A 22,945-nucleotide genomic window follows, 5' to 3' on the forward strand; every position below is an offset into this window, starting at 1 on the left:
TCTATACAGCAGTACTAAATCGGCATAATATAAAACGATACGTATCGTTTCGTTTTTGGTGAGGCCATGACTGAAGTAGAGGTTGAGAAAACTTCACGCCGTAAACAATGTATTTTGAAAGCAGTGACTGCTGCTTTAGAAGAATATGATTACAGCCATTTAACTGTAGAAGACATTGCGGCACGGGCAGGGGTCGGGAAATCGACGATTTACCGCTGGTGGAAGCATAAGTCTGACTTGGTCTTTGATGCTTTCAAAGCGCAAACCGCTTCAGTATTTGAACTGGATTTTGAGCAAAGTCTGGAATTGAATCTCAATCAGCAACTTTTAAAGTTAGCACATGCGTTGAATCATCCGGTGGGCCGAGCCTTGCTGGTGGTGATGGCTGAGCATCGTGAAGCTGCGGGTGAATTTTTTAAACAGTATTTATTACCGCGCCGTGAGCAAACCCGTAAGCTGATTCAAATCGCAATTGAACGGCATGAAATTATTGCTGATTATCCTTTTGAGCTGATGCTGGATGCGCTGTATGGGCCGATCCATTATCAAATTATTTTCTTCAATCGCATGCCCGATGAAACCTATATTCAAAGTTTGGTACATCTGCTCATGCAACCTGTTCTTGTTCAAAAGTCGCCATAGCTACCCTTAAGTTGATCATTATGACTACCCCGAACACCGAGCGCTTATGGAATCGCTCTTTCATTTTATGTCTGTTCAATAACCTGTTTTTATTTACTTATTATTATGCGCTCCTGACTATTTTACCCATCTATATCATGAAAAATTTAGGTGGAACGGTTAAAGAAGCCGGTTTGGCACTGACATTATTTCTGATCTCTTCAATTGCAGTTCGCCCATTTTCTGGACTCATTGTCGAAAAATTAGGTAAAAAAATATCCTTTCGCGGATCCGAATTTTTATTTGTCCTGTTTGCTTTTAGCTATTTATTTGCCGACAGCATGTGGGCTTTATTGGTGATTCGTTTTATCCACGGTATTTGGTTTAGTATATTGACCACGGTGACCGTGCCGATTGCCAATGATTTTATTCCAGATCATCGTAAAGGTGAGGGCATGGGCTATTTTGTCATGTCCACCAACCTTGCAGTGGTATTTGGACCCTTAATTGCCTTAACCGTGCTGCAATTTACTGACTTTATTAGCCTGTTTGCAATATTGACCGCAGTGATTTGTCTGGGCTTTATTTTCTGTTTAATGGTTCCGATACAAGAAAATAAACTCGATAAATTAACAGAAAAAGTAGAAGAAAAACGGTTGGGGTTGCATGACATTATTGAAATGCGTGCCGTGCCGATTGGCTTTGTGGCATTACTAACCGCATTTGCCTATTCCAGCATTATGAGCTTTATTACTGCGTATAGTGAATCGAAGGATTTACTGGCCTATACCAGTTTATTTTTTATTGTCTTTGCCATTTCCATGATTGTGGTGCGGCCTTGGGTCGGGAAAATTTATGACCGTAAAGGGGCCAGCGCCGTCATTTATCCTTCATTTATTTTCTTTGCTTTAGGCTTGGTGGTGGTGAGCTTTGTCTCAAACCAATGGATTCTTTGGCTATCTGCTATATTTATTGGAATTGGCTATGGCTCATTATTTCCATGCTTTCAAACTGTGGCGATTCAGTCGGTGCCCAAGCAGCGAATGGGACATGCCATCTCGACCTTCTTCACCTTATTTGATTTAGGCATGGCTCTGGGTTCAGTGATTCTGGGGCTGATCATTGCCTATTATGGTTATCAAATGACTTATCTATTCTGTGCTGTGATTACTGTAGCGACGTTATGTGTCTATAAATACACAGTTTCAGCATCACTTAAACAACCCAAATAAAGAGGTACGGCCGTGGAATTACGTCATTTACGCTATTTTGTTGCAGTGGCAGAAGAGCTGAATTTTACTAAAGCTGCACTACGTATGTGCACGGTACAGCCATCTTTAAGCCAGCAAATTAAAGACCTTGAACAGGAAGTTGGAGTTCAGCTATTGGTTCGATCGAATCGCAAAGTCGAACTGACAGAAGAAGGTAAAGCATTTTTAAAAGAGGCATTGCTAAGTCTGGAACATGCTGAAAAGGCCATTCAGGATGCACGCCAAATTGCCAATTTGAATAAAGACCAGCTGAATATCGGTTTTGTGCCTGTGGCTGAAATGAAAATTTTCCCCTATATCATGCCGAATATTCGGGTGCATTTTCCAGAAATTAAAATTAACTTTCATAGTATGACCGATGCTGATCAATTCAAGGCTTTAAAGAAAGGCGATATTGATATTGCATTTACCCGTTATGTTGATGAGTCTAGTGAAATTGAGCATGTACAAATTTTTAGCGAGCCTCTGGCTTTAATTGTTCCGAAAGATTCCCCGATTGCCGAGCAGCGTCACGTCAGCATCAAGAGCTTTAACAACCAGGATTTTATTATCAGTGATGAAATTGCATCACCTCAGTTGTATAAAATTATTACCGACTTTTTTAAGCAAGCCAAATTGAATGTCAAAGTGGTACAGCAATCGACCAATATTTTATTGAATGTCAATTTAGTCGGAATGGGCGTGGGTTGGAGTTTGGTGCCTGCCTATGTGATCCCTCTCTTGGGCGATAAAATTGTGGTCAAAAATACCCTTGAGCCTTTACCTATGATTGACCTGCACGTCAGTTACCGTAAAGGCCAAAAAAATCAAGTGATTGAACTGATTTTAAAAATCTTGAAAGAACAATTTTATATGGGCTTCTTTTAAAAAATTATCTCTATTACACGATGCTTTTCATTCAGTAAAAGCATCGTAGTCAATTCATGCCTCACATAACAACCATCAATACCTCATCTAAAACGATTTATACTTAAAGTCTAAAATAACAAGATAGGCCAAAAAAATGATGAAGTTGTATAACAATGCCCAGTCTCGTGGCATGACTTTATTTCCTTTATTAAAAGAACTTGAGATTGAAGACCAGATTGAACAGATTCATATTCCTTATGAAAAAATGCATCAAGCCGAATATTTAAAGGTTAATCCGATGGGGAAAGTGCCTTGTCTGGTCGATGAAGGGATCGTGATTTCAGAAGTGGCGGCAATATTTACCTATCTGGCAGATAAATATAGTGAAAAAGGTTTTTCACCCGCACTGGATGATCCCAAACGTGGTGCATATTTGAAATGGATGTTCTTTTGTCATGGCCCTTTGACCGAATATATGGACTTAAAGAGTCTTGAGGTGTCTAAAGAACAAATTGAAAAGAGAAAAATGGGCTTGGCTTTTGGTCATGAGGAAACGTTATTCGCTTTCCTAAAACAGGGCATGCAACAGGCTAATCCGTATTTGCTGGGCGAGAAAATTTCAGCAGCAGATTTATATTTGGCTTATTGGCTAGTTTTTGCCATCTCTTTCAAAATTTTGCCTTATCAAGATGAGTTCAAGCCTTTTATTCAACTCATCGGAAGCCGGGATTCAATGAAAGATGTACCGTGGTTTCAAAAAATAAATGCTTAACTCTTAATGTCATTTGAACAGGAAAAAAAGCAGAATCAAAAAGACCACGCTTTGCGTGGTCAGGCCTCTGAATATGATTCAGTGAATGTGTTTTTTATAGCTGTATTATTTTACATGCAGCTTTTTGAATAGCTGTTGGCTGACATGGTCTAAAGTTTGTGGAATCGCAAGCGCGGCCACAAAACGGTCAGGGCGTAGAATGACCACCGAATCCGAGGTTTTACCAAACCAGGTACGGATGTCAGTACCAATATCGCCAAGGGTAATCACGCCATCAAATTTCTTACGATTTTCATTGCCAAACTGAACTTCAGGAATGACCTGAATAAATTTAACGCCTAAATTTTTCCAGACTTGCATGGTGGTGTCACTGAGTCCCCATTGTGGATCCACACCCCAGGCAATAATGGCGAAGTCGTTGCCAATCACGTCATCCAGTAAAACCTTTTCACCAGACTCAAGTTTCACATGCGGCTGAATGAACATTTTACCGACTGGAGATTCCTTTTTACCATCTGCTAGCAATGCACCATCATTATATTTCGGCATCGGTTTGAAACGCATTTCAAGCAAATACTGTTTAATCGGCTTGATGTAATTCAATGCGTAGGCAATGCCGTCACGAACAAAACCTTGCCATTTTTTCGGTGGCGCAAGCACGTGACCTGCCATCACAGAAAGATCAATCATCGCCTTGGCATGGTCTTTACGTTCAATCTGGTAAGAATCCAATAAATCTGCAGTCGCTTTACCTTGTACCACCAGCGCAACTTTCCATCCCAAGTTGAATGCATCACGCATACCGCTGTTATAACCCTGACCTTGCCATACCGGCATAATATGCGCTGCATCACCAGCTAGCAAAATCCGGTCGACACGGAATTTATCGGCAATACGTGCATTATGCGTATAGACACGCTGACGGATCACATCAATATTTTCAGCATTCGGTAAGACTTTAGACAGCAATTTTGCGATGTTTTCTGGTTTGCTGAGTTCTTCCTGAGTTTCACCCGGCATGACCATGAATTCGAAACGACGGATACCATGCGGAAGTGCCGCAGACACATATGGACGTACCGGGTCACAGCACAAGTAAATGTGTGGAGTCGCTAAAGGATCATTTTCAATGTCGATGACGATCCATTGATTCGGTGCAGTTTTACCATCAAAAGCAATGTTTAAAGTACGACGTACAATTGAGTTGCCACCGTCACAGGCAATTAAATATTTTGCCTGAACCGTTTCTTGTTTCTGGTTTTTATCTTGAATCTTAAGCGTTACGCCATTTGCATCCTGGCTAAACTCATTTAGCTGACGTGAAAAAAGCACTTCAGTTTTTTCGTATTGTTTTAAACCTTGCAGCAAGACATTGTCTACTTGAGGCTGAATAAATGCATTACGACGTGAGAAACCAAATTCACGGGTAAGTGGCTGAATATCTGCGAAACAGCGACCTTTAGGGGTCAAGAAACGCATTGCATGGTTGGGTGTCGTATGCGGCAAGACTTGATCGACCAGACCAAGTGATTGAATGGTACGCAAAGATTCATCATCAATACCAATGGCGCGTGGGTAGTCAATCAAACTATCCAGCTGTTCGATAATAGTGACCTGAACACCTTGTTTGCTTAAATAGTTCGCAATCGTTAAACCAACAGGGCCTGCGCCCAAGATTGCCACTTCAGTGGTGTAATTTGTTTTGTTGCTCATAGCGAATGTCCATTCAATCAATTCACATCTAAGTGTATTAACGGTGAAATTGAGGGTCTAAACAAGCTATGCCATAGTAGATATGTTGAATGAAAAGAAAACAGCTCAAATGGTATAAATATTTTAAGATATTGAAAAATAATAAATCTATAGATATTTAACTATACAATTTTTTCAATCAATGATCATTTTTTTCTATCATTCAACCAAATCTTTGTTAAAGTGAAAAAAGCTGAACTATTTAAATAGTTCAGCTTTAATTGCTAAATCATTCCTGTGCTTAGCTCAGGTGGAGTGAATAATTCAGCATTGGGTTTTACCGTGTTATTACGAAAATTTATTTCACTTGGTCGATTGGGTGGACTTCGTCGTTTTGGTGGTTTTTTCTTCCGTGGTTTTGTCTGAAGCCGGTTGATTCGTTGTTGCTTGATCTGCAGTGCTATCAGCGCTGCTCGCTGGCTGTTCCTGAGTCGAAACAACTACTTTCTCTTCTTTGGTTTGTTTTTCAGTTGCAGCAAAGGTAGTTGCAGCAGCAAGGGTAAAAACAGAAGCAAGTAATATTTGAGTTAATTTCATTTTGGCATCCTTTATTCTTTAAAAAGTTATTCGATCCATATTTATCATCACATAAATATGGACAGCGCTCATGCTAAAGAGCCTGGAGCAGGGGAGCAACCCAAGCAACAAAGTGAAACAGAACCGTTAACCGGAAAAATACAACCAAGCGCTAATTGTTTATTTACTGTAAGAAATGGTCTAAAAACTGAAGAAAAAATGTATATGAATATTTCTGTATCAGCTTTTTTAAAAGTTTATTGTTTACCAAGAACAAACAAAACCGGTCTCAATCATCATTCTCGAAACTTTATAGCTTGAGATTAAATGTAAATAAATCTTTCAAATAAGGCGCTGTATTTCCTCAATTTGGCCTTTTAATAAAGTAAAAATAAATGAATGATACTGAGTTTAAATTTCATATTTGTTTGAATTAACTCAATAAAATTTAATAAAAGCGTTGGCTAAGTCTTTTTAAATAATGTGAATATGTTGCCATGAATTCAGGAAGAAATTAAAGTGAGCAATATGCAGATGTTTCAGAGGGTTTGTTCTGGGCACTGCATGGATTGATTTTCACCCAATGAATAGCGAGTAAGTTTTGAAACTGATTTCTCCCACGCAAGCTGTCCCTACGCATATCATTTCTGGATTTTTAGGGGCTGGAAAAACCACCTTGCTCAAGCATTTGCTCAGTCAGAAACCAGAAAGTGAAGTGTGGGCAGTGCTAATGAACGAGTTTGGGCAAATCGGGGTAGATCAGCAGATGTTACCGCAAACCCAGGGCTATCAAGTCAAAGAGCTATTGGGCGGCTGTCTGTGCTGTAGCAGTCAATTACCGATGCAAATTGCCTTGTCGCGATTATTGTCTGAAACCAAACCGGACCGGTTATTTATCGAACCGACCGGTTTGGGACATCCTGCGCAATTACTGGAACAACTGACCGAACCGCATTGGCAACAGAGTATTGCCATGCGTGCCTTAGTCTCGGTGGTGGATGGTTCACGTTTGCATGATGCTGATTGGAGCAAACAGAATCTGTATGCAGATCAGTTAAAAGCTGCGCAGAAGATTGTGGTTTCTCATGCAGATACTATGGATTTTGCTGATGAGCAAGCTCTAGCCGCATTAAAAACTGAATATCAAGCCTATCAGCAAACCTGGCTGATGAGTGGGCAAGAACAAATTTCCCTTCAGCAAATTGATCTGCCTTATGTAGGCACTGAACGCAAGATTCAGCCCTTACTAAAAATTCAAAAAAAATTTTCGACAGAGCAAAGCCTGCCTGAAATTAAACAGTTGCCTTATCACTATGTCGAGACTACTCAAGGCTATAGTGTGGCGGGATGGAAATTCCCTAAACGCTGGCAATTTGATTTTTATCCTCTTTTAGATTTGCTTTGTGAACAAAAGAATTGGCTGCGGATTAAAGGAATTTTTAATACCAATCAGGGTTGGAAAACTTTTAATTTTAATCCGGAACAATTTAACTATCAGTCTTCAGAAGAGGGCATTGATAACCGCATTGAAATCATTGTGCAAGATCAGCGAGACTGGCTGGTTTTTGAAACAGCACTGATGAACTGCCGCATAGATCAGTAACATTTTAAAAAAGAATAATCATACGCTGAAATGTTTGGGGTGATTCAGCTGTTCATCAAGAACATAAAGCAAAGCCCTCATGTGGGGGCTTTTCTTATATTAGTACATCAGCGACTGAAGCGTCGTTTGCGGAGACTGACAGGTTTAGTATGTGTTGTACGTGAGCATGGTCAATGGCTTTTTCCCCATTTGCAATCACTACTGCCGCGACTCGGTTACCGATCAGGTTGGTATATGAAATAACAAGCCAAGTCCAATACCCAGAATTAGGACCAATACCACTTGCAGAAAGAGGTTCTATTTTAGTTTTTGCATTATAAAAGCTAACAGTGAATAGAATGAGCTACCAGTTATGCCAGAACTTAGCCCAACTGTTCTAAAGGCTTTAAATCAAGTATGCTAAGCGCCAAATTTGAGGACTCTTTTATGGCGCTTAAAGCAACGATTTATAAGGCTGATTTGAATATTGCCAATATGGATGATCATCAATATGCTGATTATCAACTGACCATGGCGCAACATCCATCTGAAACGATTGAACGATTGATGGTACGTATTTTGGCCTATGCGCGTTTTGCTGATGAAGCTTTAGAATTTACCAAAGATTTATTTGAAACCGATGAACCGGCTTTGTGGGAAAAAGACTTAACCGGTCAATTGGTTAAATGGATTGAAGTGGGTAGTCCAGATGAAGATAAAGTCAAAAAAGCCAGCGCGCGCTGCAAACAGGTCGCAGTAGTGACTTATGGTTCGTCAGTAGATGAATGGTACAAGCGCAACAGCAAATTAAAAACCTTAAGCAATGTTAAAGTGTGGAAGCTCTCTACAGCAACCACCAATGCACTGCCACAGTTATGCGAACGCACCATGCAATTACAGTTAAACGTCATGGATGGTGAATGGACGCTGATTGGCGAGCATGCGCAAGTCTTGGTTGAATGGGAACAGTTACAGTAAATATAAACCGGATGCGGGTTTCGGCTTGCATCCTGCTGACAAAATTGCGTATACCTGAAAAGAATAAAAATGAATAAAGGGAAAATATATGCATCCGGATCTCTATCGTTTGCTAATTGCCCTGGGCATTGGTGCAATTATTGGTGCAGAGCGTGAATATCGCAGTAAATCGGCCGGTCTCAGAACCATGATCATGGTCAGTCTGAGTTCATGTTTGTTTACCATTTTGTCTGTAAAAATTGGGCTCGACAGCCATGACCGGATTGCAGCTAATATCCTGACAGGCTTGGGTTTTGTCGGGGCAGGGGTGATTTTTAAAGATGAAAACCGTATTTCCGGAATCACTACAGCAACCACCATCTGGATGACGGCTGCATTAGGCATGGCTGCTGGTGCAGGCTATGAACTGTTAAGCCTGTTTGCCACCTTCATTGTTTTAATTGTTCTTATCTTTTTGATTTATGTACAGGAAGGTATAGAAGCCCTGAGCCAGGCACGCACTTACCGGATTATTTGTCCTTATCAACAGAAAACCTTAGAACAATATGAAGAATTATTTAAAACTTATAACATGAAGGTGGTTCGCAGTGTGCAGCATAAAACCGAGCACCGAATGAGTGGACGCTGGATTTTAATTGGCTCTGCTGAAAACCATAAAAAATTGACCACTTATTTACTTAATGATTCAAATATTCAAGAGCTGAGTTTTTAAATGCTAAAAACCTTAAATCATCAAGAACTCAATGCAATCCGGTTTATAATGGCCATTGAAAATTGAGTACTCAGTTCAGGTAAATGACGATGACAAACGAATTAGAAATTATTGATTTAAAAGTAGGTGAAGGTAAGGAAGCCGTTAAAGGCGCGCTGATTACCACACATTACACAGGCTGGTTGGAAGACGGAACCAAGTTTGATTCCTCTATTGACCGTGGCAATTATTTTGAAACCGTGATTGGGACTGGCCGTGTGATTAAGGGCTGGGATCAAGGCATTATGGGCATGAAAGTGGGCGGTAAACGTAAATTGCTGGTTCCTGCACATTTGGCTTATGGTGAACGGAAAATGGGCAAAATCATTCCTGCCAACTCAAACCTTATTTTTGAAATTGAATTGTTTGATGTCAAAACACGTGATTAAAACTCATTAATCTCTGTTTAAAAAATATTCTGCAAGATACAAGGATAGATCTTGCAAATACATGAAAAATTATTTGAGTTTTATTTTTTTATCGCTACATTAAGAAAGAGGTAAACATAATTTAAGGGTGATTAACTTTTTGGATAAAATCCATAATTCAATATATTTTTTAAAATTTTTTCTTTCGGCATGTTTATGCATATTTGCGTGGCAAACACCTGCATGGGCACAAAATGCTGCTGCGTCTGAATCTTCTTCTTTACAACAAAAATTAATTAATAACGTTCAATTTACTGAAAAGACCAGTACTCCCTTGCAGGGCGTGTGGCAATATTATCCTGAACAATTCATCACTCAGCCCAGTTCTGTCCTGAAATCGACCAGCGTGAGTTTGCCGACTTCTTTTAAAGAACTCACAGGTACCAATGAAACTTACGGTACCTTCATTGCTCATTTTAAAGTACCCAAAGAATATCTTGGACGAAATATCGCGATATTTATCCCCAATCAATACAGTGCCTACCGTTTGTATTTAAATGGAGATTATGTCCTGCGCCTGGGTTTAATCGGCAAGAATGCAAAAAATCATCAAACAGAAAATGCACCTCGAATTGCTTTTATTGTACCAAAGACAGAAGATCTGATGGTTACCCTGCAAGTTTCAAATTTTAAACATCTCCATGGGGGGATAGAGAACCCTATAAGGATTGGTACTGCGAAAACCATTACTCGTCAGTTCGAACAACTGATGATGAGCATAGGCTTGGTCTGTGGTGCGGTATTCGGTTTAGGTATCTTTACCTTAATGTTCTCAATTTCTCAAGGAAAAATCCGGCGCAGTAGTATTCGGGTTTTTGTGTTTGGTCTTTTTATCTTATTCTTGGCTTTACATAATTTATTTTCAGCGCCGTATGCCTATACGACATTTACAGACATCAGCTGGTTATGGGGAGAGCGCTTAGAATATCTATTTACCAATTTGGCGATTGCATTTTTCTTAAGTTATATGTATTTGCTCAATCGGCGTTATTTGAATTTGATCGTATATGCGATTGCCCTCATCCTAGTCACAATGAATATTGTGATGATTTTTTTTACAACTCCTGAAGTATTTCAGCGTCTAGCATTTTATAGTTCCATATTTAGTCTGGTGGTCATTTTAAACTTTGCCCATGGTTTTTATTTAACCCTAAAATATAAAGAAAAGTATTCCAGCATTAATTTATGGGCAGTAATTCTGTTATGCGCCACTTTTTTTCATGACTTTCTATTGAATTTGAATTTGATTGAGTCCTTTAACCTGACTTTTATTTCAACCAGTTTCTATGCCTTGCTGATCATGTTTCAGCAGTCAAAAAATTATGCTCAGCATACGCGTCATATCGAAGAATTGAATAATAATTTACTTGAACTGAATAGCTCTTTAGACCGAAAAGTACAAGAGCGGACCTTGCAATTGCATAAGTTAAATGAACAGTTGGAATTACAAATTCAAGTGGATGCACTGACCGGGGCATTTAACCGTCGTGCATTAAATGATGAAATTCAGCGTTTATTTACCCTGACAAAAAACCACAGTAATAGTACCTTGGCATTTGCCATGTTAGATGTGGATTATTTTAAAAATTATAATGATTACTACGGTCACTTGAAAGGTGACGCGATTTTGCAAGATTTGGTCAAGATTATACAACAAGCCTTGCCGCCTTCAGCTTATGTGGCACGCTATGGCGGGGAAGAGTTTGCAGTCATTCTGCATAATGTTCCCAGTGAAGTGGTCTTAAAGTTATTGCAGCAGGTGTTAATTGCAGTCAGACAGGCACAACTGGAACATCTAAATAGACCCGATGAAAAACAATATGTGACCTTAAGCATGGGAGTCTCCTGGATGGATCGAAATCATCCCTATGCCGATATTCATGAACTCATGAAGGCTGCCGATGTTCAGCTTTATGCCGCTAAAGGCGCCGGTCGGGACCAGTATCAAGCCATTCGAGCTTAGCGATAAAAACTAAATAGACTGAATAAAATTTAAAATAAACTCTAACTTTAAACACATAATATTTTAAAAATTGTATGAATTTTATTCAAATTGTTTTATAAATATAAAAATAACAACTATTTACTCGTGAGAGTGACGCTATGATAAAAATACTTGTGTGGTTGTGTCTTTTGATTGGGTGCATTGGGCTTTGGAAAATATTTTTAAAATTTTATATTAATCAACATTATCAGCAATTCAAAATCAAGCAGTTAGCCGATATGGATAAAACTGCCGCTATATCCACCAAGCCATTGTCAAGCTATGAAGCACGTATCGATGAAGTAGAGGAATATGAACAGCAATTATTTGATGGGGTGTGCCAAATATTTTTTGAGCGCGAATTGACTGAACGAAATTTGAGTCAGGCGATTGTGGTTCAAGAAGATGTATTAAGGAAAATGCCAGCCAAAACCCAAACCCAGATTCGTAAGCTGGATTTAGGCGAATGGTCTATTTACTGGACTTTCTATGACCAGTCTTTGGAATATTATGTAGGACGTTACGGGGTGTTTTATACCCATGTCGACCGTTTTGGGGAAGAGCATAAATTTGAAATGAAAGATGAGCATAGCCACGTTTGATCAAAATGATGCACTTGAGTGCCACATATTTTAGCTAAAGGATGAAGTGCTATATATCTCTGGCAGTATGTAATTGCCTTAAAATGGGTTACTTTACCTGATCAAGATAGAGCAGGCCATCATTCAGGTAATCCATTAAAATCACTCCTTCAAAATCGGCTAGCAATTCCTGGCTAAAATTTTAGCTTTATTTCCTGTAGGTTGTATTTTAAACAATGGATAGAACGCCATTTCTAAATACGGAAAAATAGCGTGAATTTTTTAAAATATTCTTCGATTAATACAGGGCTTCAACCGAAAAATACCAGCTAAACAGCCTTTGATCCCATAGCTAAAAACCGTAGCGCACTTATGAATCTGTTCAAAATACAGCTTAAAAATGCCCGGTTTCTAGCTTCTGATTTAAATCCAACATGGCAAACTCGTTTTTATTGGATTTAGAGGATTCACTTTTAGATGACTAATTTTAAAATTATTATTTTTTAAATTATTGGTTTTTAAATCATTGACCTTTAAATTCGGGTGCGCGCCGTTGCAGCATTGCCATGACACCTTCCTGTACATCTTGAGTATTTAACAGTGGGGTGAGGTGTTGTTGTAAATTGGAAAATGCGGTTTCTGCCCCATGTTCAACGGCCTCCTTGGCAGAGGCAAGCGTGGCTTGTACCGCCAGTGGCGCGGCTTGTGCAATACGCTCCGCCAATTCAACCGCTCGCTTAAGTGGAGGTTCAGTGGTGATTTCATTGATCAGATTTAAGTCGAGTGCGGTTTGTGCATCGAACGTATCTCCAGTGAGTAAGTAGCGCATGGCTTTAGACCAGCCCGCTGCCTGTACAAAACGCACCGTTGCACCACCAAACGGTAAAATGCCACGCTGAACTTCCATTTGTGCAAACTGGCTATTGTCCTGTGCAATTACGATATCGGCATTCAGCATCAACTCGATGCCTGCGGTATAGCAAAAACCCTGTACTGCAACAATGACCGGCTTTTTTCGCTGACGTCCGCTGGTTCCCCATGGATTGATCTGATGTTCATCGTAGCTAAATATGCCACTGCTCAATTTAGGTTGTAACTCAACCAAATCCAGGCCTGCAGTAAAGTGATCCCCATGAGCGAAAATCACAGCACAGCGTAATTCGGGATGGTTTTCATAGTCGGTTAAGGCCAGGGATAAATCATGAATCAGATGGCTATCAAAGGCATTTCTTTTTGTCGCCCGGTCGAGTCCAATCAACAACAGCGACCCACGGATTTCCCGGCTGACTTTTCCTTGTTGTAGTGACATTTTTACTCTCCCAGTGAGATTGCTTTTTATACTTCTAAACGAGCATTAGAAAACTGTCAAATCTATGCAGGCTACTTTTTAATTTGTATTGAAATGAAAGATCATAGTCCTAAAAATTTTTAGTATCCGTCAGATTGGGTAGCTGAATTGGTACAATTTATCTTGCGTTAAGCGCTATTTTTTCCATAATAGCAGCACTCTTTACCTGCCTGTTTATTGCTATGTCACCTTTAGAAATTATTGCCGTCATTATCAGTCTTATTGGGGTGACATTGACCATTAAACGGAATATGTGGTGTTGGTGGTTTAATTTCGCAGCCTTTGTTTTATATGCTTATTTATTTTATGAATTTAAGCTGTATGGCGAAACCATCTTGCAGTTCTTTTTTATGGGGGTGAACTTTTATGGTTTCTATCACTGGTTGAAGGGCAAACAGCAAGATCATGAAATCCGGATTGAACCGATTTCCAGTAAAATCGTGATTTTCCAGATGCTACTTGCAGCAGTGGGCGGTTTGATTTTCGGTTTAACTTTAAAACATTTTACCGATGCGGCTGTACCGATGCTGGATTCACAATTGGCGGCTTTTAGTTTACTGGCCACCTATTGGACGAGCCGTAAACATATTGCGACCTGGATCTTGTGGATTTTTGTCGATATCGTTTATGTGGGTATGTTTATTTATAAAGATTTATTCCTGACTGCGGGATTGTATGCCGCTTTTGTCGGTCTGGCCGCTTTTGGCTGGTGGCAATGGGAACAGGTGAAAAAGAAACAGGCGATCACTCATTTTAAAGGTGTATAAATATCTTTCGATAACGTGCTTGGATTGCTCATATGCTGATTGATTTTGTTCAACATCAATTAAAGCAATTTGATGAAATGGCATCACGGATTCAAGCTGTGCCTGAAGACTATATCAACTTCAATTCAGTTTCAGATTTTTATAAAGCCGAGTGGCTAAATGATTTTCCCAAGGGCAGCACATGGACAGCGACAGGTTTGGATGATGGTGCTGAACAATTCTATGCCGTCATTGAATATAGAAACCATTTCCTGAGTATTTCCTGCTGCGAGAAAGTTGAAATACGCTGTGGCGTATATGATCAGTAGTTCGCTATATGCGGTCAATGACAGCTTCACTAAAATTCAATTAAATAAACAGCGACCAAATGCACTAGATTAGTGATCATGGAATGGTTTATAAGTATTCAAAACTACCAATAAAAAAATAAAGGATAGAGAGATGGCACATCGTTTTACTGTAAATTCTACAATTCAGGGAGTTTCAATTGATGAATTTAAACGAATTGCATCAAATACAGCTTTGCACGAAGCCGTGTGTAGACGTATACCCGGTGAAAAATTAGAAATTATTGAATCTAAAATTCAGGGCAATACCTATACTTTACGCCGTGCCTATAATTTAGATGTGAAAATTCCGGATATTGCCAAAAAACTGCTTAAAGATGCATTTCGTTTGAAGCGAACCGATATCACCAATTTAGAAGCTTTAACTTCGACCATAGAATTGGGTGCAAATCTACCTTTGCAGGCGAACTGTGAACGTTTCGTGACAGGGGATGATAAGCAAATTCACATTACTTTAAATTGGCAGGTTCAGATTAAAGTTCCTTTGGTTGCGGGTATGCTAGAAAAGCATGCTGAAGGGGAAATTCGCAAATTCAGTGATGTGGAAATCCAGATTGTTGAAGATGAATTAAAGAAAAACCTCTCTGCTTGAAGATGATAAAAAAGCCCTTTTAATAAAGGGCTTTTTTGATTATTAAGGATTAATCTTTTATGCTGTTCTGCGCTGTAGGAATTGCAGATACTGCTAAATCCTGTTTTTCAAATTTGGCTCTATATAGCATCGCAGTAAAGAACGAGACCAGGCACACCACCCAAATGTAATACATTGCACCAATATTGCTATATAGGCTTAACCATTGCACTAATGGCAAAGTAATACCGCCGGCTATGGCATAGGCCACGTTATAGGAAAATGAAATACCCGAGAAGCGGATTTGAGCCGGGAACATTTTCACCATACTGTAAGATACCATGCCTACCGTTCCTGAAAATAATCCAAGCAACATGTAAAGCATGAACACGGTGGATGGAGCGACATGTCCCAAGCTATTATAGAAAACACCCGCAATGATCGCGACAGCGAGCGAGCCGAATAAAATCACTTTGCCTGCGCCAAAACGGTCAGCCAACAGTCCTGCCAGAATACAACCCAGCATTTGCATGACAATTGCCGCACTTTGCATTTTAAAGGCATCGGCGCGTTCAAAACCAAATGCACCGACCAACAGGTTCGGCATCGCTAAAATCAGCACCACTACACAGCCAGTCAGGAACCAGGTAAATAACATTCCAATCACGACAGCCGTTTTATGTTCTGCTAAAACCTGTTTTACTGGCATTTCCTTGGAAAGTTCTTTACGGGCCTGCATGGCTTTAAATACCGGGGTTTCTTTTAAATAGCTACGCAAATACAGGGCGACTAAACCAAAAATACCGCCGGCAATAAAGGGAATGCGCCATGCCCAGTCATGAATTTCTGTGTCTGAAAACTTGATGGAAATAAACAAGGACATCAATGCACCAAGCAATATCCCTAAAGATAGACCTGCGGTGAGTAAGCCATTAGCAAAACCAATTTTCTTTTCCGGAACGTGCTCAGAAACAAAAGTCCAGGCCGCAGGAATTTCCCCACCAATGGCAATACCTTGGACTACACGCATCAGCAATAACAATAATGGCGCGGCATAACCAATGCTTTCAAAGGTTGGCATCACACCAATCATTAAGGTCGGCAGCGCCATCAGTAAAATCGACAGGCTGAATAGGCGTTTACGTCCAATCAGGTCACCAAAATGTGCCATGACCACACCACCGAGTGGGCGGAAGAAATAACCTGCGGCAAAAATACCGTAGGTGTTCAGCATTGCCCAAAAGGGACTTAAGCCAGTTGGGAAAAACAGCTCCGAAATAATTTTGGCGTAAAAGACATAAATGACAAAGTCATAGAATTCGAGTGCGCCACCGAGGGAGGAAAGTCCAAGGGTGCGTTTGTCTTCACTGCTTAGACGTGCAGGCGCTTCCGTGCTGGTTGTATTGGTCATTGCATGTACAAATAGTGGTAAGGTTTTGATTTTAATCAATTGCTATCTATATAAAAAATCAATCTTTCTTTTGAGTGCAACAACTTAAATTTATGAATAAGCACGTGTGATCTGTGTGGATATTAGAGTCTTACAAAGTAAGGCAAAAGAGAGAGAATGATGCCGATTGTTGTGAGTATCGCGGTATTTTCTACAAAATAGGGAAAGATCATCAGGACCAAGCCACACATCAAGGGCACAGTGACTTTCTGCTTTTTTCCATACGGAAAATAGCCTAATCCTATAGAGCTGAAAAGAACACCAAGAAGGAGCTGGGCTGTGGTCATTATTTTATATTTATAAAGGATTTGAGCTGATTATAACCAGATAAAATTAAAATGGGCTTAAAAGATTGTGTTTAAGGGTCACTAGTCCCAATTTGCAGGAAAGATGAAATACAAGGATTAAAATTGCATAGGATAGATCTGTTTTTAGCGTTAAAATTTCTACAGAATTTGTGGTTTAAAACAATGTGTGATTAAAAAACAGATTTAACTTTATATCCAAGCCAGGGAAGAACTTATGAGTACCATTTTAGCTGTAGCCCAGCGTGGCGAAACTATATTGAGCTTAGCCGCGGCTGAAGTGGCCAAGTCTGAGCTGAATAGCGAATGGTTAAATCAACTTGCTGAAGCCATGCATGACACCATGACGGAACGTAATGGGGTAGGTATTGCTGCTCCTCAGGTTTATATCTCTAAACGGGTGATTATTGTCGCTTCACGTCCTAACCTACGTTATCCCGATGCGCCAGAAATGGATGCGGTGGTGATGGTGAATCCTGAAATTTTAGAGAAATCTGAAGCAACTGTTCTGGGTGAAGAGGGCTGTTTAAGTGTTCCCGATGAGCGTGGACAAGTGGCTCGGGCGGAAACGATTAAAGTGCGTTATTTAACTTTGCAAGGCGAACAAGTGGAAACGGTCTATACTGGTTTTCCTGCAAGGATTGTGCAACATGAAGTCGATCATTTGGATGGAATACTGTTTATTCAGCGAATATAAATCTCAATTGTTTGATTTTTGTGCTATAAATATAAGGCAATAAAAAACTTAGAAATTATAAATATAGTAATTAAGTCTATGAACTTGTTTAAAAAAATATATGCACTGGTTTTGCATTATTGGGGCAGATTTAGGTTTCATATCCATGAATCAGATAATTTAATTATTAACTGGCCTAATTTTGATAAAGGGGTTTTACTCCTGATTTTTGGCGCGTTATGTCAGGTCAGTGCGATTAAATGGTATCTGTTCAGTTATTTCTCGGAAGAGGATAGGATTTGGATTAATCCTGACTTTTTCTTGATCCGTATTGTCAGTGTATTGGTGACTTTAACCATTTTTGTGGTTATGATTGCGGTTAGCTTCAGATATAAAAGAAATAGAAAGTTCCGTAAATTTATTTCTTATTTTTCACCGATGTTTTTTGGTGGTGCCATGATTTATGCGGGCTATACCATCGGGATTTATAGTCCTGCGACTATTGCCGGATTTGTCAATATTGTCCTGATTGGTCTGGTCTTTTATTCACGAAAAATTATTTATAGTATTGCGATTCCCGCTCTTATTTTTACCATCGTTATTAGCTACTTAACTTTTAACGGGGTGATTCGTTATGCGCCTTTGTTTAGTGACGCACTGACAAATGGGGAGTTTTATCATAATGAATTCTGGATCGGAAGTATGGCGGAAGTCTATCTGCCGATCTTGCTGGTTTCGATTTTGTTTTTTGAAATTTTACTTTCACAATGGCGTCGGCGTGAAAGAAATATTAAAAGAATGAGCCAAACCGATGTCCTGACCAATGTATTTAATCGTCGTTATATTGGTGAACAACTCACCACTTTAGAACGCAAGAAAAAAACGGCTTATGCGGTCATTTTACTGGATCTGGATCATTTCAAACTCATTAATGATCAATATGGTCATGAAGTTGGAGATATCGTTTTGCAACGCGTTGCAGCAATTTTATCTGCCACGACACGGGAACAGGATATCGTTGGGCGTTTTGGTGGTGAAGAATTTATTCTGATTTTAAAAGAGCAAAATTTACAGCAAGCGATTGAGATTGCAGAACGTTGCCGTAAAATAATTGAGCAGGAGGACATTCAGTTAGAAACAAAAGAGATTTTAAAGATGAGTGCAAGTTTTGGTGTGGCACTCTCTCAAAGCACTTTAAATAAAGAACAGACCATTCGTCTGGCCGATCGGGCTTTATATCTGGCTAAACGGCAGGGCAGAAATCAGGTCAGAAATTATCTGGAATTGGTGAATCATACCCCTTCACCGATTTATTGATTGGGAATGTTGTTTGAATTCGTTGATAGAGATATCAAACTTTAGGGTGTTATTCAGGTGATTTCTAAATATTTATTTAAAATTAAAAATGCTTCCAGGCCTTTTTTTCTTGTATTACGTTTTAAAGCAATCGCCGTCATCAAATTTTAGGTTTAGCATTTTCTCGGAAAAACCCTTTATTAAATTTCATTGTGGATTTTTATTGTCCTGCCATAAATTTAATCATTGAGTGTTGAGACGATGGTCTACACATTATGAATAAAGGCTTAAAATCTGAGCAGATGACAATCCAGGGTATTATTTTAGGCTAAAAAAAGCATCGAATTAATCCGATGCTTTTTGCAGGCTTGTCCTGTAGGGGCTATTTAATATGTTCTGCAATATCGCTAAAGATCACACCTAGCCCATGCGCACCTGCATCAGGGTAACCCAAGCTTCGGTCACCGACTGTGCCTGCACGACCCATGCGTGCAACGATGTCTTTGGTAGATTCCGCACCTTGAACAGCAGCTTGTGCGCCTAATACAAAGTTTTCTTTAAAGCTTTTATTTGTATTTGTTGACCATGCATCGGCACAAGGAACCAAGGCATCGATTAATGTTTTATCGCCAACCACTGCACCTCGACCAAATGAACGCTCGCCCGTGATTTGAATGCCTTTTACCGCATCTTGCAGCATCGTCGCAAAATCGGCAACCGATAGTGTTTCTTTGTCTTTAATTGACTTGCTTGCTGCACGGAAGGCTGAGCCCCAAATTGGACCTGAAGCACCACCACAATGTTCCATAATGATCATGGAGCAGTTGAGTAAAAAGTCATCCATGTGTTCAGCTTGCAAAAGCTCGTCCCATTGACGTTTAAGCTGTTTAAAGCCTTTGGCCACACTCATCCCAAAGTCGCCATCACCTGCATGGGCATCGAGCTCACAAAATGGCACTTCATTTTTAATGATGCAGGCACTCATCACATCGATTACATAGCGCATATTTTCAATCGTAAATTGTTCATTCACAATTTCGGCATGTTCTGCATGTGTTTCAATATCTACATTTAATGTACCTTCCACCTTTGAATTGTCTCTTGCAAATTCAATGGGAAGGGTGGCCGAACCATCCATTTTAAATGCTGGCGTATTTGCTTCTGCATCTAAATAGGTTTTAAGTTCATCATCCAAAGCAAGTAAAGATACTGATGCACCTGCCATGTCGATACTGGTCATATAGTTACCGACAAAGGTACGGTAAATCTGAATGCCTTTTTTCGCTAGCTGTTGGCACACATCTTGGTTGAACAGATACAGCTCTTGCGTCGGGGTTGCACCAAAGCCGTTAATGAGCACCGCAACTTCTGTTAAATCAGGACGATCTAAAAATAAGTCATCGACAATGCGCTGCGCTAACTCATTCGATGGCAGGATTTTTTCACGGCGGATACCCGGTTCACCGTGAATGCCCACGCCATATTCCATTTCATCATCAGCCAAGGTAAAGGTGGGGGTTCCTTTGGCAGGCACGGTACATGAATTAAAGGCAAAACCTAAGCTAGTGACATTGTCCGCTGCTTTTTGCGCGATTTCTTTGACACGTGCTAGGTCATAGCCTTTTGATGCAGCTGCGCCAGCGATTTTATGGACAAATACTGTGCCGGCAACACCACGACGGCCTACCGTGTATAAGCTGTCTTTGACTGCAATATCATCGGCAACTTTGACGTAATCGACTTTGATACCCTCATCGACAGCAAGTGCAGCACCATTCTGGAAATTCATCATATCGCCAGAATAGTTTTTGATGATCATCAGGACGCCTTTTTCAGTCGCAACTTGCTGTAAGGCTTTATAGACCTGAATTTGAGAAGGGGAAGCAAAGACATCACCGCAAACCGCGGCATCCAGCATGCCTTGTCCCACAAATCCTGCATGTGCAGGCTCATGACCGCTGCCACCGCCACTGATTAAGGCCACGTTTTGGTGTTTTGTTTTACGTGAAATAATTTTAGATGATTCATTGAATGCGAGTTCTGGGTGTGCCAGAACAAAGCCTTTGCACATTTCGACAACGATGTTTTCAGCACCGTTCATTAATTTTTTCATTGAAACACCAACGAGCATGTATAGGGGAGAAGAATAAATATTTCGTATTATATAATCATTTAGTTTGATAAAGGTTATCTAAAAAATAAGGTTTGAAACTGTTAAAAATCGGATTTGTGGTTGATGGGTTACAAAAGGGGATAATTTTGATGTATAAATCCTATATGAAAGAATTCCCCCTAAGTCCCCCTTTTGATAAAGGGGGACTTGCCATGTGATTAAAAGATTTACGTGACAGTTCCTCCCTTTTTTAAAGGGAGGTTAGGAGGGATTAAAAACATAAAAATAGAAGCATAAAAATGAAACCCTACAATAAGAACTTAAAACAAGCCTCACGCGATTTACGCAACAACATCACAGAAGCTGAGAAGCTGCTTTGGGCACGGCTGCGCGGCAAGCAAATTTTAGGTTTGCAGTTCTACAGGCACAAACCAATTTTAAATTTCATCGTGGATTTTTACTGTCCAGCAGCCAATTTGGTAATGGAGTGTGATGGCAGCCAGCATTTTACCGATGAAGGTTTAGAAGCTGATCGAGTAAGGGATCAGGCATTGGCTGAGTTAGGTTTGAGGGTGTTGAGGTTTGATAATCAGCTGATTTTGAATGAAACGGATGTGGTGGCTCAAGTAATTTATGACGTGATTACTCAGTTATTAGAATCCCCTAAGTTCCCCTTTGATAAAGGGGGAATTTCCGCGAATTTAATAGCGGCATAAAATTCGCGTAGTTCCTCTCTTTTTAAAGGGAGGCTAGGAGGGATTGAATATTTTAAAGATTATCAATTTGTTTAAATTCTTCATCAATTTGGTTTAAAGAATAATGTAATGTATAGGTATAAAAGTTATTGTCTCGCTTTGTATAGTGTGCAAAGAATATAGGGTTATCTAAAGTACTTTTAGAGTAACTTAAGTCTACATCAGATACTTCATAACAATCAGGTTCTCGCCGAATAATTTCAGCAAGTTTTTGTAAATATGGCGAAAATTTTTCATATCCTATTTTTGAAATTTTTAATTCAAGTATGTGTTCAGCAATAGGAGAAATAAAATATTTATATTTTTGTGTTGTTGGATATTTATCATTTATAGGTTTTGCTTCAAGCTCAAAAGAATTAGGTTTTAAATGCATTCGAAAATATTTAATCTGACGACCTTGTAAGCTTTTCATCATTTTTTCAATATGATCGTTAGACATTTTTAGGCCAAAATATATAGATTTTATAGCTCTGTAGTCATAATTTTGTAAGCCATAGCTTTCTGTAATAATTCTAATTTCATTTTCATATTCCCATCTTTTAGATTTATAGCCAAGCATAGTTTTAATGAGTAGATCGGGGTCTTCTTTAGAAAGAATATGTTTAAAACTCAAATTTGGAACGTTATTAGTATAAATTACATCAAAATATCCATGAGCAGGTCTCTGATTTTTTAGTAATTTTTCTAATTCATACTCAATGCAGAAACCTTGATGACTATTGGCATAATGTGCCCATAGAAGTTCATCGGTGTAGCTTTTGCTTAATGAAAAAATTCCTAATTTTTGATCTTTCATATCAATAATATTTTGAAATGACTGATGTAATACTTGTGTAGAGTTAGCATGTTGTGGAAAAATTAATTTTAATGTTTGAAGTTCTTTTTCATAATTTTGGACAGAAATCAGGCCTTCACAGGGATCATTTAATTGTTGCGTATGTGATGCCCAAAATTGATCTCTTTCTAAGGATTGAAGATCTCTTTCAAATGAACCACCTCGATATTTATAGACAAGCATATTTGTAATTTTAATTGAAGCTAGAGAGTAATCTTTATATCAAATAATTTATTTAATAGTAATCCCTCCCAACATCCCTTTAAAAAACGGATGAGCTGTCACGTAATTCATTTAGGGTCTGTTGACATTTGTTGCTTAAAAAAATAGCGAGGTAGTAAAATTAAATCGCCAAACCCAATTTTACTCTCGCTATGCCTCGTACAATGCTGAATAA

General features: G+C 39.3%; 24 protein-coding genes and 1 pseudogene. 18 read left to right on the top strand and 7 right to left on the bottom strand.

Annotated elements, in window-relative coordinates; genetic code table 11:
• The first annotated feature begins 66 nt into the window (after nt 1-66).
• From ACU0NF_RS09455 to ACU0NF_RS09470, 4 genes are all read left to right on the top strand, one after another.
• Nucleotides 67-642, top strand: coding sequence for a TetR/AcrR family transcriptional regulator (locus tag ACU0NF_RS09455; protein WP_445660938.1), 576 nt, complete (start codon nt 67-69; stop codon nt 640-642).
• Nucleotides 643-662: 20 nt separating this feature from the next.
• Complete coding sequence (locus tag ACU0NF_RS09460) at nt 663-1,853, top strand: MFS transporter (RefSeq protein ID WP_370984122.1); 1,191 nt, start codon at nt 663-665, stop codon at nt 1,851-1,853.
• Nucleotides 1,854-1,865: 12 nt separating this feature from the next.
• Complete coding sequence (locus tag ACU0NF_RS09465) at nt 1,866-2,759, top strand: LysR substrate-binding domain-containing protein (RefSeq protein WP_445660939.1); 894 nt, start codon at nt 1,866-1,868, stop codon at nt 2,757-2,759.
• A 139-nt stretch (nt 2,760-2,898) separates the two neighbouring features.
• Nucleotides 2,899-3,513 carry a glutathione S-transferase family protein gene (locus ACU0NF_RS09470; RefSeq protein ID WP_445660958.1) on the top strand — a complete coding sequence of 205 codons (615 nt, stop codon included), beginning with the start codon at nt 2,899-2,901 and terminating at the stop codon, nt 3,511-3,513.
• Between the two features lie 105 nt (nt 3,514-3,618).
• On the opposite strand, the gene ACU0NF_RS09475 is transcribed toward ACU0NF_RS09470, so the two are convergent.
• Together ACU0NF_RS09475 and ACU0NF_RS09480 are read right to left on the bottom strand one after the other, a co-directional pair.
• Complete coding sequence (locus ACU0NF_RS09475) at nt 3,619-5,226, bottom strand: bifunctional 3-(3-hydroxy-phenyl)propionate/3-hydroxycinnamic acid hydroxylase (RefSeq protein ID WP_445660940.1); 1,608 nt, start codon at nt 5,224-5,226, stop codon at nt 3,619-3,621.
• A 342-nt stretch (nt 5,227-5,568) separates the two neighbouring features.
• Entirely contained in the window at nt 5,569-5,802 is a 234-nt protein-coding gene (locus ACU0NF_RS09480) for a hypothetical protein (protein ID WP_445660941.1), read from the bottom strand.
• Nucleotides 5,803-5,859: 57 nt separating this feature from the next.
• On the opposite strand from ACU0NF_RS09480, the gene ACU0NF_RS09485 reads away from it, so the two are divergent.
• From ACU0NF_RS09485 to ACU0NF_RS09515, 7 genes are all read left to right on the top strand, one after another.
• Nucleotides 5,860-6,102: a hypothetical protein gene (locus tag ACU0NF_RS09485; protein ID WP_445660942.1), complete on the top strand. Its 243-nt coding sequence runs from the start codon at nt 5,860-5,862 to the stop codon at nt 6,100-6,102.
• A gap of 280 nt (nt 6,103-6,382) precedes the next feature.
• A complete protein-coding gene (locus ACU0NF_RS09490; protein ID WP_445660943.1) occupies nt 6,383-7,384 on the top strand; it encodes a CobW family GTP-binding protein in 1,002 nt (333 codons plus the stop codon).
• 426 nt (nt 7,385-7,810) lie between these two features.
• Nucleotides 7,811-8,341: a YaeQ family protein gene (locus ACU0NF_RS09495; RefSeq protein WP_445660944.1), complete on the top strand. Its 531-nt coding sequence runs from the start codon at nt 7,811-7,813 to the stop codon at nt 8,339-8,341.
• 88 nt (nt 8,342-8,429) lie between these two features.
• On the top strand, nt 8,430-9,053 hold the full coding sequence (locus tag ACU0NF_RS09500; protein ID WP_445660945.1) for an MgtC/SapB family protein: 624 nt from the start codon (nt 8,430-8,432) through the stop codon (nt 9,051-9,053).
• Nucleotides 9,054-9,142: 89 nt separating this feature from the next.
• A complete protein-coding gene (locus ACU0NF_RS09505; RefSeq protein WP_067724328.1) occupies nt 9,143-9,481 on the top strand; it encodes an FKBP-type peptidyl-prolyl cis-trans isomerase in 339 nt (112 codons plus the stop codon).
• 148 nt (nt 9,482-9,629) lie between these two features.
• Nucleotides 9,630-11,483 carry a sensor domain-containing diguanylate cyclase gene (locus ACU0NF_RS09510; RefSeq protein ID WP_445660959.1) on the top strand — a complete coding sequence of 618 codons (1,854 nt, stop codon included), beginning with the start codon at nt 9,630-9,632 and terminating at the stop codon, nt 11,481-11,483.
• Nucleotides 11,484-11,743: 260 nt separating this feature from the next.
• Complete coding sequence (locus ACU0NF_RS09515) at nt 11,744-12,106, top strand: hypothetical protein (RefSeq protein WP_445660946.1); 363 nt, start codon at nt 11,744-11,746, stop codon at nt 12,104-12,106.
• Between the two features lie 502 nt (nt 12,107-12,608).
• Here the strand turns inward: ACU0NF_RS09515 and ACU0NF_RS09520 are convergent.
• Nucleotides 12,609-13,394, bottom strand: a complete 786-nt coding sequence (locus ACU0NF_RS09520; RefSeq protein ID WP_445660947.1) for a crotonase/enoyl-CoA hydratase family protein — start codon at nt 13,392-13,394, stop codon at nt 12,609-12,611.
• Nucleotides 13,395-13,615: 221 nt separating this feature from the next.
• On the opposite strand from ACU0NF_RS09520, the gene pnuC reads away from it, so the two are divergent.
• The 3 genes from pnuC to ACU0NF_RS09535 all read left to right on the top strand — a co-directional run bounded on the left by pnuC (nt 13,616) and on the right by ACU0NF_RS09535 (nt 15,139).
• Complete coding sequence (gene pnuC / locus ACU0NF_RS09525) at nt 13,616-14,200, top strand: nicotinamide riboside transporter PnuC (protein ID WP_445660948.1); 585 nt, start codon at nt 13,616-13,618, stop codon at nt 14,198-14,200.
• A 32-nt stretch (nt 14,201-14,232) separates the two neighbouring features.
• Entirely contained in the window at nt 14,233-14,508 is a 276-nt protein-coding gene (locus ACU0NF_RS09530; RefSeq protein WP_445660949.1) for a hypothetical protein, read from the top strand.
• 133 nt (nt 14,509-14,641) lie between these two features.
• Nucleotides 14,642-15,139, top strand: coding sequence for a DUF2505 family protein (locus ACU0NF_RS09535; protein WP_131268552.1), 498 nt, complete (start codon nt 14,642-14,644; stop codon nt 15,137-15,139).
• A 49-nt stretch (nt 15,140-15,188) separates the two neighbouring features.
• On the opposite strand, the gene ACU0NF_RS09540 is transcribed toward ACU0NF_RS09535, so the two are convergent.
• On the bottom strand, nt 15,189-16,529 hold the full coding sequence (locus tag ACU0NF_RS09540; protein WP_445660950.1) for an MFS transporter: 1,341 nt from the start codon (nt 16,527-16,529) through the stop codon (nt 15,189-15,191).
• 122 nt (nt 16,530-16,651) lie between these two features.
• A complete protein-coding gene (locus tag ACU0NF_RS09545; RefSeq protein WP_445660951.1) occupies nt 16,652-16,855 on the bottom strand; it encodes an amino acid transport protein in 204 nt (67 codons plus the stop codon).
• A gap of 235 nt (nt 16,856-17,090) precedes the next feature.
• Between ACU0NF_RS09545 and def the strand changes: the two genes are divergently transcribed.
• From def to ACU0NF_RS09560, 3 genes and pseudogenes are all read left to right on the top strand, one after another.
• On the top strand, nt 17,091-17,570 hold the full coding sequence (gene def, locus ACU0NF_RS09550; protein ID WP_445660952.1) for a peptide deformylase: 480 nt from the start codon (nt 17,091-17,093) through the stop codon (nt 17,568-17,570).
• 78 nt (nt 17,571-17,648) lie between these two features.
• Nucleotides 17,649-18,866: a GGDEF domain-containing protein gene (locus tag ACU0NF_RS09555; RefSeq protein WP_445660953.1), complete on the top strand. Its 1,218-nt coding sequence runs from the start codon at nt 17,649-17,651 to the stop codon at nt 18,864-18,866.
• A gap of 143 nt (nt 18,867-19,009) precedes the next feature.
• Nucleotides 19,010-19,099: pseudogene (locus ACU0NF_RS09560) on the top strand (DUF559 domain-containing protein); the annotation flags it as partial.
• A gap of 128 nt (nt 19,100-19,227) precedes the next feature.
• Here ACU0NF_RS09560 and dhaK read toward each other — a convergent pair.
• Nucleotides 19,228-20,958 carry a dihydroxyacetone kinase subunit DhaK gene (gene dhaK / locus ACU0NF_RS09565; protein ID WP_445660954.1) on the bottom strand — a complete coding sequence of 577 codons (1,731 nt, stop codon included), beginning with the start codon at nt 20,956-20,958 and terminating at the stop codon, nt 19,228-19,230.
• A 299-nt stretch (nt 20,959-21,257) separates the two neighbouring features.
• On the opposite strand from dhaK, the gene ACU0NF_RS09570 reads away from it, so the two are divergent.
• Nucleotides 21,258-21,674 (top strand): endonuclease domain-containing protein, encoded by a 417-nt coding sequence (locus ACU0NF_RS09570; RefSeq protein WP_445660955.1) that lies wholly within the window; start codon nt 21,258-21,260, stop codon nt 21,672-21,674.
• Nucleotides 21,675-21,726: 52 nt separating this feature from the next.
• Here ACU0NF_RS09570 and ACU0NF_RS09575 read toward each other — a convergent pair whose 3' ends face one another.
• The gene (locus ACU0NF_RS09575) at nt 21,727-22,731 is read right to left on the bottom strand and encodes a DUF2971 domain-containing protein (protein ID WP_445660956.1); all 1,005 of its coding nucleotides are present in this window, start codon (nt 22,729-22,731) and stop codon (nt 21,727-21,729) included.
• Nucleotides 22,732-22,945: the final 214 nt, after the last annotated feature.

Source organism: Acinetobacter sp. F16 (genome assembly GCF_052712855.1).